Below are 16,174 nucleotides of genomic sequence, written 5' to 3'. Positions count from 1 at the left end.
TTTCTGATATTTTTTGTTGCTATATTATTATTGTTACTTATTCAGAACTGCATGTATTTTTTCATCCCCTGTATGCTGGCGGCTGTCATGAAAGCAGATGGCTGCCTGAATATAGGATTTAAATAGCGGATGACCTTGTCGTGGTGTGGAAGTAAATTCCGGATGAAATTGACAACCAAGAAACCATGGATGTTCTGTTTCCGGAAGTTCTATCATTTCACACAGACTTTCTTCTTTGGATAAGCCGCCGATGCAAAGCCCTGCTTTTTCTAATTTGGGGATATAAAGGTTATTGACTTCATAGCGATGGCGGTGACGTTCAGTAATTTTATCCGCGCCATAAGTTTTCCAGGCTAATGAGTTCTTTTTTAAAATGCATTCCTGTCCGCCTAGACGCATACTGCCGCCGATGTCAGAATTTTCATCGCGTATTTCAATTTGTCCATCCCGGGTACGCCATTCCGTAATCAATCCGATGACCGGGTACGGGGTGTCCGGATTGAATTCAGTACTGTGTGCGCCTTTCATCCCGGTCATGTTACGCGCATATTCAACGACAGCCAGTTGCATCCCCAGACAAATACCCAGATACGGAATACGGTTGGTACGGGCAAAGTGGATGGCCATGATCTTGCCTTCCACGCCGCGTTTGCCAAAACCGCCGGGAACCAGAATCGCATCCATATTAATGAGACTGTCTGTGCCTTCTTTCTCGATAGTCTCTGAATCTATGTAGTTGATATTAATCCGGCTGTTAGTATGAATGCCGGCATGAATTAAGGCTTCAGATAGCGATTTATAGGATTCGGTTAAATCAACGTACTTGCCGACCAGTGCAATGGTAACGGTACATTTCGGATGTTCCAGTGCAAAAACTAACTTCTTCCAGATACTTAAGTCGGCTGGTTTGGCCAGGATATTCAATTTATGGCAGATGATTTCATCGAGCATTTGTTCGTGCAGCAAGCCTGGTATTTTATAAATGCTGTCAACATCGATGGCGGATATTACCGCTTCTTCCTGGACATTGGTGAATAGTGCTATTTTGCGGCGCTCTTCCTTGGGTACTTCGCGATCTGAACGGCATAACAATACATCCGGTTGGATTCCAATTTCCCGCAATTCTTTGACAGAATGTTGCGTGGGTTTGGTTTTTAGCTCACCGGCTGAACCGATATAAGGCAATAAAGTAAGATGGATAAAACAAGTATCAGTGCGTGGATTTTGCACGGCCATTTGCCGGATCGCTTCCAGAAAAGGGAGCGATTCGATATCGCCGACCGTGCCGCCGATCTCGATAATTGCGACTTGTGCATCACCAACACCAGCTTGAATATAGCGCTTTATTTCATCCGTGATATGGGGAATAACTTGTACCGTGCCACCGAGATAATCGCCACGCCGCTCTTTGCGGATAACACTTTCGTAGATTTGACCGGTGGTGAAGTTGTTATGCCGGGTCATACGGGTGCTGATAAAACGTTCATAATGACCCAAGTCAAGATCCGTTTCGGCGCCGTCTTCCGTGACAAACACTTCGCCATGCTGAAAAGGACTCATCGTGCCGGGATCTACATTGATATACGGATCCAGTTTGAGCATAGTGACTTTAATCCCGCGCGTCTCAAGAAGTGCGGCCAGGGATGCAGCGGCAATACCTTTACCCAAAGAAGAAACAACGCCGCCGGTCACGAAGACATACTTGGTCATGGATGGTTATAGTAACTAGAATAATCGAGGGGAATTGTGAGAGTGTTTTTGCATGGTTTTTGAGCAGACAAAACTTTATCCAGTATTTATTAGCGAATTTCAGCAAGTAATCTATCCATCATTTGTTCAGCTTGGTGGCAGTAACTGCCGCCAAAAAGATTCAAATGATTGAGAATATGATAGAGGTTATACACAACTTTACGAACATTATACCCGGAATCCAACGGATAATCATATCGGTAAGCAGAATAAAAATCGGCTGGAAAGCCGCCAAAAAGCTCAGTCATGGCAATATCCGCTTCACGATCACCGTAATACACGGCAGGGTCAAACAGTACCGGATTTCCTATTTCATCATAGGCATAATTGCCACTCCAGAGATCGCCATGTAAAAGCGAAGGGGATGGTGTTACACCCGAAAAGAACTCATCCAGATCAATCAATAAGTGCTCCCCCAATTTTTGCAGTTTTCCGTTAAATCCATTGGTTTTGGCGAGATCTAATTGATAGCCCAAGCGATGCATTTTCCAGAAGTCTATCCAATCGGAAGAAGCGGTATTTATTTGCGGGCTTTGTCCGATGGTATTATCCCGGATCCAGCCAAATTGTTTGGCAGCAGTGCGGTGCATAGCGGCGAGTTGTATGCCTAGATCGGATGCTTTGCCACGGGCGCCAGTATTAATTTCAAGATATTCCAGAACCAGCCAGGCAGCGTGATCAGCATGTCCATAACAGACCGGTAGCGGAACACGCACGGTGTGCGATTGATGGATTTCCACTAAGCCGGCTGCTTCCGCTTCAAACATAGCAAGACGGCCGGGAGAATTTAATTTAACAAAATAGCGTTGTGCGCCATTAGTAATACAATAGGTTTGATTAATACAACCCCCGCTAATTGTACGGGTGTCTTTTATTTTGAAGTAACTACCAATGGTTGTGGAAATTTGTTCGCCGATTTGATCCCAGGCATGCATGTTGTGTGTTCCGTCAAAAGCAGCCTGAGCGCATAATCAGGATAACCACTGTCTGGCCTGGTTAATTGCTCTCTGTACTTGCTCGGGCGCTGTTCCGCCAGAGTGTTTGCGGCTTTGCATAGAACCTTCCAGCGTCAAAACAGCAAAAATATCGGACTCGATTTGCTGCGAGAATTTCTGTAACGCATTCAGATCAAGATCGCTGAGATCGCAACCTTTTTGTTCTGCGAATTGTACCGCTTTTGCCACAATCTCGTGTGCATCGCGGAAAGGAATGCCTTTTTTAGTTAAATAATCGGCTAGGTCAGTGGCCGTAGCGTAGCCACGCAGAGCCGAACGGCGCATGGCATCTTGATTAACGCGGACACCGGTGAGCATATCGGCATAGATCCGTAGAGTATCGGTCAATGTATCGACGGTATCAAAAAGCGGTTCTTTGTCTTCCTGATTGTCCTTATTATAGGCGAGCGGCTGGGCTTTCATCAATGTCAGCAGGGCAACCAGATGGCCATTGATACGGCCGGTTTTGCCACGTACCAGTTCAGGCACATCCGGATTCTTTTTTTGCGGCATGATCGAAGAACCGGTGCAAAACCGGTCGGCCAATTGGATAAAACCGAATGACGGATTCATCCATAGAATAAACTCTTCCGACATGCGGGATAAATGGGTCATGATCAGGGCTGCACAGCCAGTAAATTCGATGGCGAAATCCCGGTCTGAAACAGCATCCAATGAGTTTTCGCAAATCCCATCAAAACCCAGTATTTCTGCAACTCGTTCCCGATTGATCGGATAACTGGTGCCAGCCAGAGCTGCTGCTCCCAGCGGTAATTGATTCACGCGTTTTCTGCAGTCGGTTAATCGTCCGATGTCGCGTTTCAACATTTCGAAATAAGCCATCAGATGATGACCGAAGGAAACAGGCTGAGCAACTTGGAGATGTGTAAAACCTGGCATAACGGTATGGATATGCTGCTCCGCCAGATTTAACAAAGCGTGCTGCATGGCTTGGATCAGCTCAATAATTTCATCGATCGCGGTGCGCAAAAATAATCGAATATCGGTAGCGACTTGGTCGTTACGCGACCGGCCGGTATGTAATCGTTTGCCTGCATCTCCGACAAGAGCTGTCAAACGTTTCTCAATATTTAAATGCACATCCTCCAGTTCCAGCAACCAGGTAAATTGCTGATTACGGATTTCATCACGAATTTGATTTAAACCTTGTTGGATATCTCCCAAATCTTCTTTGCTGATAATTCCTTGCTCTGCAAGCATCTGTGCATGAGCCAGCGATCCCTGAATGTCATATTCAGCAAGCCGCTGATCAAATCCAACAGAAGCGGTATAGCGCGCCACAAGCGCTGAGACCGGTTCATTGAACCGTCCAGACCAGGTTTTTTTATTATTTTCTTGTTCTAATGCTGAGTTATTATCCATTGTGTTGCTATAATCCCTTATTTCCTGCCGTGAGAAGCATCGATTATAAAACATAAATGCACACAGCCGTTCATTTTGCGGTACTGCAATATTTTTGCATTGCGACTGTTATCTGCCAAGTTTGTAATTATTAAATCATAAGAACAATGATCAACAATCATGATAGCAGCGGCCGCCAGTAAATTTAAGGAACCTCTGAATAACTGTCATTTCGAGCATAGCGAGAAACCTATACTGTTGATTGCCAAAGATTCCTCACTACGTTCGGAATGACAAAGGTGAGTTATTCAGAGATTCCTTAATTGATGTACGCCACTTTTCCTTCCTCAAGGATTAGTGGATAATTTGAACTTTCCCCTACTATCCATAAATACACAAGGAGTTATCCATGACGGATCGAAACAACCAAAACCAGAATGAACAATCCGCAGTTAATACTTTTTTTTCAATGTTAAGCGCCAAATTCGAGATCTTGGCTAAAATTCCTACCATGCAGTTTCCGGCTAAGTATGCTGTGATGCTCGTTGGCGTCATAGTGGTAATTTTTGTTTGGAAAACCATTGCTGTGAGTAAAGTGGAATCTGATATGGCCAAGAAACTTGAGGGCGAACGCGTATTGATTACACAGCAAGCCCGCGAATACGCTGATCAGCAATATACTAAGGAAGAAGAGCGCTTTGGCCAGGTTCTGTCCTGGGCGGTGCGTGGCGAGTTGATTCGTCACAATATTGATCAAATTGATCAATATTTGAGTGAAATCGTCAAAATGAAAGATACCGAAAGAGTTGTGTTGATTGGTGAAGATGGCCAGTTGCTGGTTTCAACAGATAAAAGACTGGAAGAAACAAAAGGCGTGGAATTATTTCCGAAGGAAATTCTCAATCTCCAGAAGGTAACTGTTAAATCCGATGTCGACGGCAAAAAAATTCTGGTTGTTCCGGTAATGGGATTAAATAAGAAAATTGCTACCGTTGTTGTCAGCTACAAGCAACCGAAATTTTAATGGAATTTGATCAATCGGCGCGATTGATGATTTAACGCTGTCAACGCATTAAAAGGTCTTTGTTAGCTACAAAGGCCTTTTTGATTTTCTAGCTTGCGCGGCAGATTTGCGCACCCAGCGCAGATAACTTCCCTTCAATATTTTCATAACCGCGATCCAGGTGGTAGATACGATCAATCACGGTTTCACCTTGAGCGATCAATCCTGCAATCACCAGACTGGCCGACGCCCGTAAATCGGTGGCCATAACATGTGCGCCATCCAGCTGGGAAATACCGTAGACAATGGCAGCATTGCCTTCCACTTCGATATTGGCATTCATGCGTTTTAATTCCTGCACATGCATCAACCGGTTCTCAAAAATAGTTTCAGTGATGATGGCAGTTCCGCTGGCAATACAATTCAAGGACATGAATTGCGCCTGCATGTCGGTTGGAAAGGCCGGGTAGGGGGCCGTGCGTAAATTAACCGATTTGGGTTTTGCGGACATTTTCAGGTGAATCCAATTTTCACCGGAATCAATCTGGGCGCCAGCTTCGGTCAGTTTGTCCAGAACAGCATCAAGTAAGTGAGAATGGGTGTACTTTAAATGAATTTCGCCCCCGGTAGCTGTGGCCGCAACTAAAAAAGTTCCCGTTTCGATTCGATCTGGCATTACAGTGTGTTCTGCACCATGGAGCGAAGACACACCTTCAATCGTTATGATGTCACTGCCAGCGCCATGAATTTTTGCGCCCATTGCCGTCAAGCAATTGGCAAGATCAACGATTTCCGGTTCGCGTGCGGCATTCTCCAGAATGGTTGTGCCATCCGCTAATGTGGCCGCCATCATTAAATTTTCTGTTCCAGTGACGGTGACAATATCAAATACAATGCGTGCACCATGCAGTTTCTTTGCCACGGCATGGATGTATCCATGTTTGATGCTGATTTCCGCGCCCATAGTTTGCAGCCCTTTGATATGCTGATCAACCGGACGTAGCCCGATGGCACAACCGCCTGGTAATGAAATATTAGCTTCTCCGGCGCGGGCAAGGAGTGGACCAAGCACCAGAATTGCTGCGCGCATGGTTTTAACCATCTCATACGGAGCGATCAGATTGGTCAGTTTATCTGCTGACAGCACGACTTCCGATGAATCGTGCGCTGTGATGCTTGTTCCCATTTGTTCGAGCAATGACAACATGGTGGTAATGTCTTGCAGAGCCGGGACATTACTTACTTTTAAAGATTCTCGGGTTAGAAGTGCAGCACATAAAACAGGAAGCGCAGCATTTTTCGCGCCCGAGATGGTAATTTCACCCTGTAATGGTTTGCCACCCTGGATAATCAGTTTTTGCATTGCATCAAAGATTCAATTAAAAGTTTTATTAAAATGCTTGTCCGAGTGGATGCAAAGCAGACAAACAGGAATTAACCGGTTGAAATGCGCTCAAGTTCACTGCATCATAGCGTAATAAAGCGTTGAAGGTTTTGTTCAGAAGCACCTACTATAACAAAAAAAGTATTCAATAAATTCATCAGGAGAAAAAATGAGTAAGCAAATCATCCAAACCGCAGATGCTCCGCAGGCAATCGGTACCTATTCACAGGCAGTTCGGGTCAGTGGCGGCGATACGGTTTATTTATCCGGTCAGATTGGGTTGGATGCGGTAAGCATGCAAATGGTCAATGGGATTGATGCACAAATTCAGCAGGTATTTTTAAACCTGAAAGCTGTGGCAACGGCCAGTGGCGGTAGCTTGAATGACATTGTAAAATTAAATATATACCTGACGGACCTGGATAATTTTGCACTGGTGAATGAAATTATGGCTGGTTATTTTACTCAGCCTTATCCCGCACGCGCCGCGGTCGGTGTTAAAGCGCTGCCACGCGGTGCTTTGGTGGAAATGGATGCGGTGATGGTTTTGCAGGGTTAGATCTTGAACCAATCTGCGGATACCGCATGACCCGATATCGTAATGATTGTTAGTGCCAATGTGCAGGAAAAATTATCCCGTCTAGGTATTCGCAAAGAACTGGACTTGATTCTGCACCTGCCGATTCGTTATGAAGATGAGACGCATCTGTTTCCAATCAGTGACGCGCTGCCAGGGCAAGTGGTTCAGGTCGAGGGTGTGATTATTCATAACGAAGTGGTAATGCGCCCCAGACGGCAATTGGTTTGCCAGATTGAAGACAGCAGCGGCATCTTGGTCATGCGTTTTCTGAATTTCTATGGCAGTCAGATAAAAACCTACGCAGTGGGAAAGCGTGTGCGATTATTGGGCGAGATTCGCAGCGGTTTTTTCGGTGCGGAAATGGTTCATCCCAAATGCCGCATTATTCGTAAGAGTGAGTCTTTGGCCGAGTCGATGACACCCATTTATCCCACCACTGCGGGTCTGACACAGAGTATTTTAGGTAAGCTGATCGGGCAAGTTTTGCAGGATGCACAAAAGACGCAGGCTTTGACTGAGACTCTGCCTGAGAAAATCATCCAAAAATACCGGCTGGCAGGTCTCAAGGAGAGTGTGATGTGCTTGCATAATCCGCCTCCCGATGTATCGATAGAAGCCTTGCAAGCACGCACGCATCCAGCATGGCGGCGTATTAAGTTTGATGAGTTACTGGCGCAGCAATTATCCATGCGCTTACACTACCGGCAGCGGCGCAGCCATTCCGCTCCGGTGCTGGTGCAAAAAAATAAGCTGGCAAAGTTGCTTCTCAAACAGCTTGCTTTCGAACTGACGGCTGCACAAATCAAAGTATCCGCTGAAATTAGCCGGGATCTGGCCGCCGCCCACCCCATGCAGCGCTTATTACAAGGCGATGTCGGCAGCGGCAAAACAATCGTGGCTGCATTGGCTGCCTTACAGGCCATTGAGAATGGCTTTCAGGCGGCACTGATGGCGCCGACCGAAATCCTTGCCGAGCAGCATTTCCAAAAATTATCAGCCTGGTTCGATCCATTAGGAATACAAGTTGTCTGGTTATCCGGAAGCCAGAAGAAGAAACAAAAGCAGGCGGCGTTGGATGATATCGCGCTGGGGACTGCGCAGCTTGCGGTGGGTACGCATGCCTTGTTCCAGGATCAAGTGGTATTTCATCAACTGGGATTGGCGATCATTGATGAGCAGCACCGGTTTGGTGTGCACCAACGCCTGGCGCTACGTATGAAGGGCTCGCTATCCAATACGGTGCCGCACCAATTAATGATGAGCGCCACGCCGATTCCACGTACGCTGTCGATGAGTTATTTTGCCGATCTGGATGTGTCGATCATTGATGAGCTGCCCCCGGGCAGGGCGCCGATCGTGACCAAATTAATCGCAGACAACCGCCGCGACGAAATCATCGCACGCATCCAACAGGCCTGTCAGCAGGGCAAACAAGTGTATTGGGTGTGTCCGCTGATCGAAGAATCGGAAACCTTACAACTGCAAACGGCGATGGAGACCTATGAAAGCTTGAGCCAAATATTTCCGGATTTAAGCGTCGGTTTGGTGCATGGGCGTTTAGCCACTCAGGAAAAAACCGCAGTGATGGCATCGTTTAAGCAAGGAGAAATTCAATTATTAGTCGCCACGACAGTAATCGAAGTGGGCGTGGATGTGCCGAATGCGTCGCTGATGGTGATTGAGAATGCCGAACGCATGGGGTTGTCGCAATTACATCAATTGCGCGGCCGTGTCGGGCGCGGATCGGAGGCCAGCATTTGTATTCTGTTATTTCAGCAGCCTTTATCGGAAATTGCTCGTAAACGACTCAAAATCATTTTTGAACATACCGATGGTTTTGAGATCGCCCGTCAAGATTTGCAATTGCGCGGCCCCGGTGAATTTCTGGGGGCGCGTCAGAGTGGCGTGCCTATGTTGCGATTTGCCGATCTGGAACAAGATGGCGAATTGCTCGCAACGGCACAGGCCACGGCGAATGAAATGCTCAATGACTATCCGGGCCTGGCACAACGGCATATCGAACGCTGGCTGGGGGATAAAACTGAGTATTTGCGGGTATAGATCGTCAGATAATCAAGGGCTGATGATCTGGGCACGAATACGATGAATCAACAATAAGGAATTGTTTCTGACGTGATTGTTAAAGATAAAGTTTCATGGGTACGGCTGCTGTTTCATTTCAGAGGCAGTAGTTTTATGGAAACGTGGCCACGGATTCTCACGGTGACGGTTGTCGCGGTTGTGGTTACTTACGTCGAACTGTATTACCACATCCAAGAATATACCCTCACAACCACGCCGTTTACTTTAGTTGGCGTTGCATTAGGTATTTTCCTCGGTTTTCGCAACAACGCCTCTTACGATAAATTCTGGGAAGGGCGTAAACTCTGGGGGGCATTGGTCAATACGTCACGGAGCCTGACACGTCAGGCTTGTTTTGTGATTGATTCTTCCCATGATGCCGAGGAAGTGCAGCATTTCCGGGAAGTTTTTGTCAAACGCTTGATTGCGTATGCGCATGCATTGCGCTGTCACTTGCGTAATGAAGATCCCGCAGAAGAAATTAAAAAATTTCTATCCCTGGAAGATAGGGCCAGCGTTGTTGAATCCAAACACCGGCCGCTTGCGATTCTGCAGCTATTGGGACGTGATTTGGCCGTCGCACGGGATCGGCGCTGGCTGAGTGAACATAGTTTTCCGTTTATGGATGCTCAGCTGAATGAACTGACCAATATCCTCGGTGCTTGTGAACGGATTAAAAATACCCCGATACCGTTCAGTTATTCCGTATTGATCCACCGCATCGTGGCTTCCTACTGCCTGTCTCTGCCATTTGGGTTGGTTGAAACAACCGGCGTGCTGACACCGATTGTTGTACTGCTGATTTCCTATGCGTTTTTTGAGCTGGATGCCATCGGCGATGAAATCGAAGACCCCTTTGGTTTACAACCCAATGACCTGCCGCTGAATGCAATTTCGAGAAATATCGAAATTAACTTACTGGAATTGATCGACGACCCCGATCGGCCAAAGCCTCTCAGGCCTGTGGATGATATTTTGATGTGATTGCAAATGACAGGATCAACGAGTAACTGAGCGAACACTATAGAGTCGGCAATCAAACAGTTCGATTTTTCATAGCAAAGAAGGCCGGAATATGGAGATTCTAATAAATCTTTTTAATGGCCGGATCAATAATAAGATATTGTGATTATTTCTGTAATGGTGTTAACTTCGACGCAAATATTACATTATTTCGCGGACTTAATTATTAGATAGGGATTCAATAGTGAACAAGCCGGTATTTATAAAACTATTAGAGTTTGGTGAGCAAGTTGGTTTAGTAGGAACAGATTTTGATGCAGTTACGGAATGGGCCGTAAGCTCAGGTGTGCTACCTCCTGTGTTCGATCAAGCTCACGTAAAACAGAAGTATCTACTTAGAGATTTATTTTTTGAATCGTTTGTTTTGAATTCAGGCACTACAGAATCTGTTTGGGTGCTAAAGGCAGAATATTATTTCAGATTGCTAGAGTTTCGTGAGCTTCAAGAGAGTAGAGCATCTTCTCACAAAGCCAATATAAGCTCTCGTATCGCAATGATAATTTCAGTAGTCGCAATTATTTGTTCTTCTTATACCGCAATTTTACAGATTAGTACTCCTGTTGGGATTCAGGGTGCAGTTACTATAAATGAATCTCAGATTAAGGCAATTATAGATTCAAATAAATATAACATTAACAATAAGTTAAGCCATAGCACAGACGAATGCACTGTATCTCAGAACTGATCATGGTCGCCTTCTGCGATAAGATGTATTTACTGACTCAAAAAATGAGTACTACGATTTGAAGCAAAAGGCTTCTGCTTCAACAAATAGCAATTGGAGTGTATAAGCAAAGTTTATTTATCTTATTTGTATTAATTCATATTGTTTGGGTTTTGCAATCCCTGCTTTGAGACTGCTGTATAATTCCATTCCAACAATTCTCAGTATGACTTTGCCGGATCTCAGTATAAGAATTCCAAGCATGCAACAATCCCATTTTTTAGCTTTTCCGCGATGAACGAGGCGCATCCGCTGGCCTGGTATTCTGCGCTAACATCTGTTTCGTATCGCCAACGTAACTGGTTACAGGATCGCGGGTCTTTGACGCGCCGCATCCAAGATCGCTGTGATCAATTTTGCGTAAAACGCGTATTTCAGTCGCTGAGTAGGGTTTACGGGGATGAATTGGATGTGATGGGACTGCGGGCTAATGAATTAGCCATGGTGCGGGAAGTGTATCTGTATTGCGGTGATACGCCGGTGGTGTTCGCGCATTCGGTGGTGGCACACAAGAATTTACGCGGTGCCTGGCGGGGTTTGAGCGGGCTGGGGAATAAATCGCTGGGGACGGTTTTGTTTACCAATCCCAGAATTAAACGTACGCCGCTGGAATTTAAAAAGGTCAGTCGCGGTCATTTCCTCTATGATCGTGCTTGCGCTCGCTTGCCTGAGAAACCGGCGAGTCTGTGGGCGCGGCGCTCATTGTTTACGTTGCACGGACAATCGATTTTAGTGACCGAAGTATTTTTGCCGGCGATTCTGGATTTACCCTTATGAACATGGCAGACCGAATTAAAACTTACGCGCAATTGATGCGGCTGGATAAACCGATTGGCATTTTGCTGCTGTTGTGGCCGATGCTGTGGGGCTTGTGGTTTGCCGCGCAGGGATTGCCCGATTGGCAAATTTTAATCATTTTTGTTCTGGGCACGGTACTGATGCGCTCGGCGGGTTGTGTCATCAATGATTATGCCGACCGTAAAATCGATCCGCATGTCGAACGCACCAAGAATCGCCCGATGGCGGCAGGCCGAGTCAGTTCCAAAGAAGCTTTATTACTGGCTGCCGGATTAAGTATCTGTGCATTTCTGCTGATTCTGCCTTTGAATCAATTGACCATCCTGCTCTCGGTACCGGCATTATTCCTGGCCGGAACGTATCCATTCACCAAGCGATTTTTCGCGATGCCGCAGGCCTATCTGGGGATTGCATTCAGTTTTGGCATCCCGATGGCTTTCGCGGCGCAAACTGATAATTTGCCGCCGATCATCTGGATTTTGATGCTGGCCAATCTGTTCTGGGTAATTGCGTATGATACGGCGTATGCTATTGTCGATAAGCCAGACGATTTGAAAATCGGTATCCAAACTTCCGCGATTACTTTTGGGCGTTTTGATGTGTTGGGCGTGATGGTGTGTCATGCCTGTTTTATCGCGATCATGCTAATTATCGGGCAGTTGCAGCAGATGAATCTGGCTTATTACGCCGGATTGATGGGGGCAACGGGACTTATCATCTATCAATATACGCTGATCCGTAACCGCGACCGGGCGCTGTGTTTTAAGGCATTCCTGCATAATAATTGGGTGGGGGTGGTGGTGTTTGCCGGGATTGCGCTCGATTTCTTCATTTTTCCGCATTAAGGATTCAATCAATGCAATATAAAGACCTGCGGGATTTCATCGCGCAACTGGAAGCTATGGGTGAACTCAAGCGCATTCAAACGGAAATTGATCCCGCATTGGAAATGACGGAAATCTGTGACCGTGTCCTGAAAGCGCAAGGCCCGGCGCTACTCTTTGAACATCCCAAAAGACATTCCATGCCGGTACTGGGTAATTTGTTCGGGACACCAAAACGGGTGGCATTGGGCATGGGGCAGGAATCGGTCGAGGCGTTGCGTGAAGTCGGTAAATTACTGGCTTATCTGAAAGAACCCGATCCGCCGAAAGGGCTGAAAGACGCCTGGGATAAACTGCCGGTATTAAAAAAAGTATTGAATATGGCACCTAAGGAATTGAGCAGCGCGCCGTGCCAGGAGATTGTTTGGGAGGGCAATGACGTCGATCTGAGCCGGATTCCGATTCAAACCTGCTGGCCCGGTGATGTTGCACCGCTGATCACTTGGGGGTTGACGGTAACCCGGGGTCCAAACAAAACCCGGCAGAATTTAGGCATTTACCGCCAGCAAGTCATCGGTCCTAATAAAGTCATCATGCGTTGGCTGGCGCACCGCGGCGGGGCATTGGATTTTCGTGAGTTTAGTTTGGCTAATCCGGGCAAACCGTATCCGCTGGCGGTTGCTTTAGGCGCTGATCCGGCGACCATTTTGGGTGCTGTGACGCCGGTGCCGGATACGTTGAGCGAATATCAATTTGCCGGTTTGTTGCGCGGCGCCAAAACCGAAGTGATCAAATGTATCGGCAATGACTTGCAAGTTCCTGCCAGTGCAGAGATCGTGCTGGAAGGCGCGATTCATCCCAATGAGACCGCGCTGGAAGGCCCGTATGGCGACCATACCGGTTACTATAATGAGCAGGAAACTTTCCCGGTATTCACCATCGACCGCATCACCATGCGGCGCAACCCGATTTATCATTCCACTTACACCGGTAAACCACCGGATGAACCGGCGATTCTCGGTGTGGCGTTGAATGAAGTATTCGTGCCGCTGCTGCAAAAGCAATTTCCGGAGATCACCGATTTTTATCTGCCGCCGGAAGGCTGTTCATACCGCATGGCGGTGGTCAGCATGAAAAAACAATACGCCGGGCATAGCAAACGCGTGATGTTCGGTATCTGGAGCTTTCTGCGTCAGTTCATGTACACCAAATTCATTATCGTCACCGACGACGATATCAACGTACGCGACTGGAAAGAAGTGATTTGGGCGATTACCACCCGGGTTGATCCGGTACGGGATACGTTGCTTGTTGAGAACACGCCGATCGATTACCTGGATTTTGCCAGTCCGATTTCAGGATTGGGTGGCAAGATGGGGCTGGATGCAACCAATAAATTTCCGGGCGAGACGAACCGGGAGTGGGGGACGCCGATTGTGATGGATGATGAGATTAAGAAACGAGTGGATACGATTTGGGGGGGATTGGGAATCTAAGATGCTTTGTAACATTGAAAACCGATTCAGTTTAGTAGCTTTGGCACTGGTAGCTGAACTTAGTGTTTTCTAAGAAAACTTTAATTTCAAGGATTAAATAATGGATATCTTCTGGTGCATCAATCAAACGGGGATAATTCTAGAAATCATTGGTGCATTGCTCATTGTATTATCTGCATTTAAAACTAGAAATAAAATTAAAGATATTCCAGATTCTTGGGAAGCTGATCTCGCAGAAAGATTGAGAGATGTAATTTCTAATCAGGCATTTACTGAGTTGAAAGGTTTTGGTTTGTTAGCAATTGGTTTAGTAATGCAATTTATTGGTGGGTTTGGTTAGTACTATGCGCGAGATTTGGCAAACCGTCCTCCTGTTAACTATGAGTAACGTGTTCATGACCTTTGCCTGGTATGCGCATTTAAAAGAATTAAACCACAAGCCATGGATAATTGCTGCGCTGATCAGTTGGGGCATTGCGTTTTTCGAGTACCTGTTGCAGGTTCCCGCTAACCGGATTGGTTTTACCGTGTTGTCTGTCGCGCAGCTCAAAATATTGCAGGAAGTCATTACGCTGACTGTTTTTGTACCCTTTGCGCTGTTTTATTTAAAAGAACCGTTAAAACTGGATTATCTGTGGGCTGCACTGTGCATGGTGGGCGCGATATATTTTATGTTTCGCACAAGATAACGGTGCGCAATTTCCATGTATTTGAAATTGAAATGAAGGAACACGAGGGAAGTAGGGTGAGTGTGTTATTTTATAAAAGAGCTCATCACACAACTGCTTTAAGCAACTGAGAACTTGCCAACATGCGTTTAGCGGCTATTTTTTGCTCACTGATAATTTCACCGAGCCCTAAGAATTGTTGCTGATGATCATATAAGCGCACGGTATTGCCTTCCGGTAACTTGCTGATATCGGATGGATTGGCGACGATTTTCCCCTGCACGATATGCAGTGCTGCCTGTTCATCCAGAACGACAGCCGGGAATTTTTGTAATAAGCAATCGATGGGCAGCAAACACGCATCTTGCTCATCGGCATTCATCGCTTCCAATGCTGACAAAGTTTGTGTTTGAGATAAATCAAAACGATCGATCGCCGTGCGTCGTAATTGCGTCAGATAAGCGCCGCCACATCCAAGTGCGCTGCCAATATCTTCCGCCAAAGTTCGAATATAGGTGCCGGTGCCGCACTGAATACTTAACTGCAGCGTATTGTCTATTAATGATTTGATTTGTATGGCATGGATGGCGATCTCACGCGCTGGACGTTCAATGTTTTTGCCATTTCTGGCGTAAACATATAATGGTTTTCCTTGATGCTTGAGCGCGCTGTACATGGGGGGGACTTGCATGATTTTACCGATGAAGCGCTGAAGTACTTGCTCACACTGTGACAAGGTTGGATTTCCTGCATTGGCCGTGAGCTGGGTGATTTCGCCTTCCGCATCGCCAGTTGTGCTCAGAAAACCAAGCCGCAAAGTAGCTTCATAGGCTTTATTGGCACCTAATAATACTGAAGAAAATTTGGTCGCTTCTCCCAAGCAAAGGGGCAGTAATCCGGTTGCCATGGGATCCAGTGTGCCGGTATGGCCGCATTTGGCAGCGGAGAATATTCTTTTTACAATCTGCACTGCTTTATTGGATGAGATGCCATACGGCTTATCCAATAGTAGAACGCCGTTAATAGTGCGCCTAACAGGTTTAATCGGGCTGCGCGGGGGAATTTCAGCGTGCAACATGCAGGCTTTATTTTATGATTTTTCGGAGTCTGAATCCGCTTGATGCGATGTTTGTTCTTGGGCTATCGCTTCGTCGATCAGTTTTGACAGCCGAACGCCGCGTTCGACGGATTCATCATAAATAAAATGCAGTTGCGGGACAATTCTTAATTTCATCCGGTGCGATAAGTTTGAACGCAAGAAACCCTTCGCGTGCTCCAAACCTTTTTCCACTAAGAAGTTTTCTTCTTTGCTGCCCAATGTCGTGTAAAAAACTTTGGCATGACTATAATCACGGGTTACTTCTACGCCGGTGAGTGTAATTTGCCCGACACGAGGATCTTTGATTTCGTGTTGTAACAGATCGGCTAATTCTCGTTGTATCTGGTCCGCAATACGTAATGTGCGGGAATAGTCTTTGGGCATCGG

The 16,174-nt window shown here is 46.4% G+C and carries 16 protein-coding genes; 10 read left to right on the top strand and 6 right to left on the bottom strand.

Translation table 11 applies throughout. From position 1 onward, the window contains the following. Positions 1-33 precede the first annotated feature (33 nt). The 3 genes from NIT79A3_RS10335 to argH form a co-directional block, all read right to left on the bottom strand. The gene (locus NIT79A3_RS10335; RefSeq protein ID WP_013966141.1) at positions 34-1,710 is read right to left on the bottom strand and encodes a CTP synthase; all 1,677 of its coding nucleotides are present in this window, start codon (positions 1,708-1,710) and stop codon (positions 34-36) included. 89 nt (positions 1,711-1,799) lie between these two features. Next, positions 1,800-2,684: a fructosamine kinase family protein gene (locus NIT79A3_RS10330; protein WP_013966140.1), complete on the bottom strand. Its 885-nt coding sequence runs from the start codon at positions 2,682-2,684 to the stop codon at positions 1,800-1,802. Between the two features lie 36 nt (positions 2,685-2,720). Further along, a complete protein-coding gene (gene argH, locus NIT79A3_RS10325; RefSeq protein WP_041360311.1) occupies positions 2,721-4,127 on the bottom strand; it encodes an argininosuccinate lyase in 1,407 nt (468 codons plus the stop codon). 388 nt (positions 4,128-4,515) lie between these two features. On the opposite strand from argH, the gene NIT79A3_RS10320 reads away from it, so the two are divergent. After that, positions 4,516-5,130 (top strand): hypothetical protein, encoded by a 615-nt coding sequence (locus NIT79A3_RS10320; protein ID WP_013966138.1) that lies wholly within the window; start codon positions 4,516-4,518, stop codon positions 5,128-5,130. Positions 5,131-5,218: 88 nt separating this feature from the next. Here NIT79A3_RS10320 and murA read toward each other — a convergent pair whose 3' ends face one another. Continuing rightward, on the bottom strand, positions 5,219-6,472 hold the full coding sequence (gene murA, locus NIT79A3_RS10315) for a UDP-N-acetylglucosamine 1-carboxyvinyltransferase (protein ID WP_013966137.1): 1,254 nt from the start codon (positions 6,470-6,472) through the stop codon (positions 5,219-5,221). Between the two features lie 190 nt (positions 6,473-6,662). On the opposite strand from murA, the gene NIT79A3_RS10310 reads away from it, so the two are divergent. From NIT79A3_RS10310 to NIT79A3_RS10270, 9 genes are all read left to right on the top strand, one after another. Beyond that, positions 6,663-7,052 carry a RidA family protein gene (locus NIT79A3_RS10310; RefSeq protein WP_013966136.1) on the top strand — a complete coding sequence of 130 codons (390 nt, stop codon included), beginning with the start codon at positions 6,663-6,665 and terminating at the stop codon, positions 7,050-7,052. 42 nt (positions 7,053-7,094) lie between these two features. Beyond that, a complete protein-coding gene (gene recG / locus NIT79A3_RS10305) occupies positions 7,095-9,134 on the top strand; it encodes an ATP-dependent DNA helicase RecG (RefSeq protein ID WP_013966135.1) in 2,040 nt (679 codons plus the stop codon). A 72-nt stretch (positions 9,135-9,206) separates the two neighbouring features. After that, a complete protein-coding gene (locus NIT79A3_RS10300) occupies positions 9,207-10,139 on the top strand; it encodes a bestrophin family ion channel (RefSeq protein ID WP_041360310.1) in 933 nt (310 codons plus the stop codon). Between the two features lie 223 nt (positions 10,140-10,362). Then, positions 10,363-10,863 carry a hypothetical protein gene (locus NIT79A3_RS10295; RefSeq protein ID WP_013966133.1) on the top strand — a complete coding sequence of 167 codons (501 nt, stop codon included), beginning with the start codon at positions 10,363-10,365 and terminating at the stop codon, positions 10,861-10,863. Between the two features lie 273 nt (positions 10,864-11,136). After that, positions 11,137-11,679 (top strand): chorismate lyase, encoded by a 543-nt coding sequence (locus NIT79A3_RS10290; RefSeq protein WP_013966132.1) that lies wholly within the window; start codon positions 11,137-11,139, stop codon positions 11,677-11,679. Further along, positions 11,676-12,545, top strand: a complete 870-nt coding sequence (gene ubiA / locus NIT79A3_RS10285) for a 4-hydroxybenzoate octaprenyltransferase (protein WP_013966131.1) — start codon at positions 11,676-11,678, stop codon at positions 12,543-12,545. The genes NIT79A3_RS10290 and ubiA overlap by 4 nt, the downstream gene beginning before the upstream one ends. An 11-nt stretch (positions 12,546-12,556) precedes the next feature. Next, the gene (gene ubiD, locus NIT79A3_RS10280; RefSeq protein WP_013966130.1) at positions 12,557-14,020 is read left to right on the top strand and encodes a 4-hydroxy-3-polyprenylbenzoate decarboxylase; all 1,464 of its coding nucleotides are present in this window, start codon (positions 12,557-12,559) and stop codon (positions 14,018-14,020) included. 100 nt (positions 14,021-14,120) lie between these two features. Continuing rightward, complete coding sequence (locus tag NIT79A3_RS10275; RefSeq protein ID WP_013966129.1) at positions 14,121-14,360, top strand: hypothetical protein; 240 nt, start codon at positions 14,121-14,123, stop codon at positions 14,358-14,360. 4 nt (positions 14,361-14,364) lie between these two features. Further along, entirely contained in the window at positions 14,365-14,709 is a 345-nt protein-coding gene (locus tag NIT79A3_RS10270; RefSeq protein ID WP_013966128.1) for a DMT family protein, read from the top strand. Positions 14,710-14,794: 85 nt separating this feature from the next. On the opposite strand, the gene truB is transcribed toward NIT79A3_RS10270, so the two are convergent. Continuing rightward, entirely contained in the window at positions 14,795-15,766 is a 972-nt protein-coding gene (gene truB / locus NIT79A3_RS10265; RefSeq protein ID WP_013966127.1) for a tRNA pseudouridine(55) synthase TruB, read from the bottom strand. Between the two features lie 12 nt (positions 15,767-15,778). Continuing rightward, positions 15,779-16,171 carry a 30S ribosome-binding factor RbfA gene (gene rbfA, locus NIT79A3_RS10260; RefSeq protein WP_013966126.1) on the bottom strand — a complete coding sequence of 131 codons (393 nt, stop codon included), beginning with the start codon at positions 16,169-16,171 and terminating at the stop codon, positions 15,779-15,781. Positions 16,172-16,174: the final 3 nt, after the last annotated feature.

It is taken from the genome of Nitrosomonas sp. Is79A3, from assembly GCF_000219585.1.
Classification (GTDB): domain Bacteria; phylum Pseudomonadota; class Gammaproteobacteria; order Burkholderiales; family Nitrosomonadaceae; genus Nitrosomonas.
The sequence above is the reverse complement of the archived record's forward strand: the minus strand, read 5'-3'. Positions and strand labels throughout refer to the sequence as shown.

What these genes read in the sequence shown, in the direction of transcription:
- NIT79A3_RS10335 (WP_013966141.1), bottom strand. Translation starts at nt 1,710, where the DNA reads ATGACCAAGTATGTCTTCGTGACCGGCGGCGTTGTTTCTTCTTTGGGT.
- NIT79A3_RS10330 (WP_013966140.1), bottom strand. Translation starts at nt 2,684, where the DNA reads ATGCATGCCTGGGATCAAATCGGCGAACAAATTTCCACAACCATTGGT.
- argH (WP_041360311.1), bottom strand. Translation starts at nt 4,127, where the DNA reads ATGGATAATAACTCAGCATTAGAACAAGAAAATAATAAAAAAACCTGG.
- NIT79A3_RS10320 (WP_013966138.1), top strand. Translation starts at nt 4,516, where the DNA reads ATGACGGATCGAAACAACCAAAACCAGAATGAACAATCCGCAGTTAAT.
- murA (WP_013966137.1), bottom strand. Translation starts at nt 6,472, where the DNA reads ATGCAAAAACTGATTATCCAGGGTGGCAAACCATTACAGGGTGAAATT.
- NIT79A3_RS10310 (WP_013966136.1), top strand. Translation starts at nt 6,663, where the DNA reads ATGAGTAAGCAAATCATCCAAACCGCAGATGCTCCGCAGGCAATCGGT.
- recG (WP_013966135.1), top strand. Translation starts at nt 7,095, where the DNA reads ATGATTGTTAGTGCCAATGTGCAGGAAAAATTATCCCGTCTAGGTATT.
- NIT79A3_RS10290 (WP_013966132.1), top strand. Translation starts at nt 11,137, where the DNA reads ATGAACGAGGCGCATCCGCTGGCCTGGTATTCTGCGCTAACATCTGTT.
- ubiA (WP_013966131.1), top strand. Translation starts at nt 11,676, where the DNA reads ATGAACATGGCAGACCGAATTAAAACTTACGCGCAATTGATGCGGCTG.
- ubiD (WP_013966130.1), top strand. Translation starts at nt 12,557, where the DNA reads ATGCAATATAAAGACCTGCGGGATTTCATCGCGCAACTGGAAGCTATG.
- NIT79A3_RS10275 (WP_013966129.1), top strand. Translation starts at nt 14,121, where the DNA reads ATGGATATCTTCTGGTGCATCAATCAAACGGGGATAATTCTAGAAATC.
- NIT79A3_RS10270 (WP_013966128.1), top strand. Translation starts at nt 14,365, where the DNA reads ATGCGCGAGATTTGGCAAACCGTCCTCCTGTTAACTATGAGTAACGTG.
- truB (WP_013966127.1), bottom strand. Translation starts at nt 15,766, where the DNA reads ATGTTGCACGCTGAAATTCCCCCGCGCAGCCCGATTAAACCTGTTAGG.
- rbfA (WP_013966126.1), bottom strand. Translation starts at nt 16,171, where the DNA reads ATGCCCAAAGACTATTCCCGCACATTACGTATTGCGGACCAGATACAA.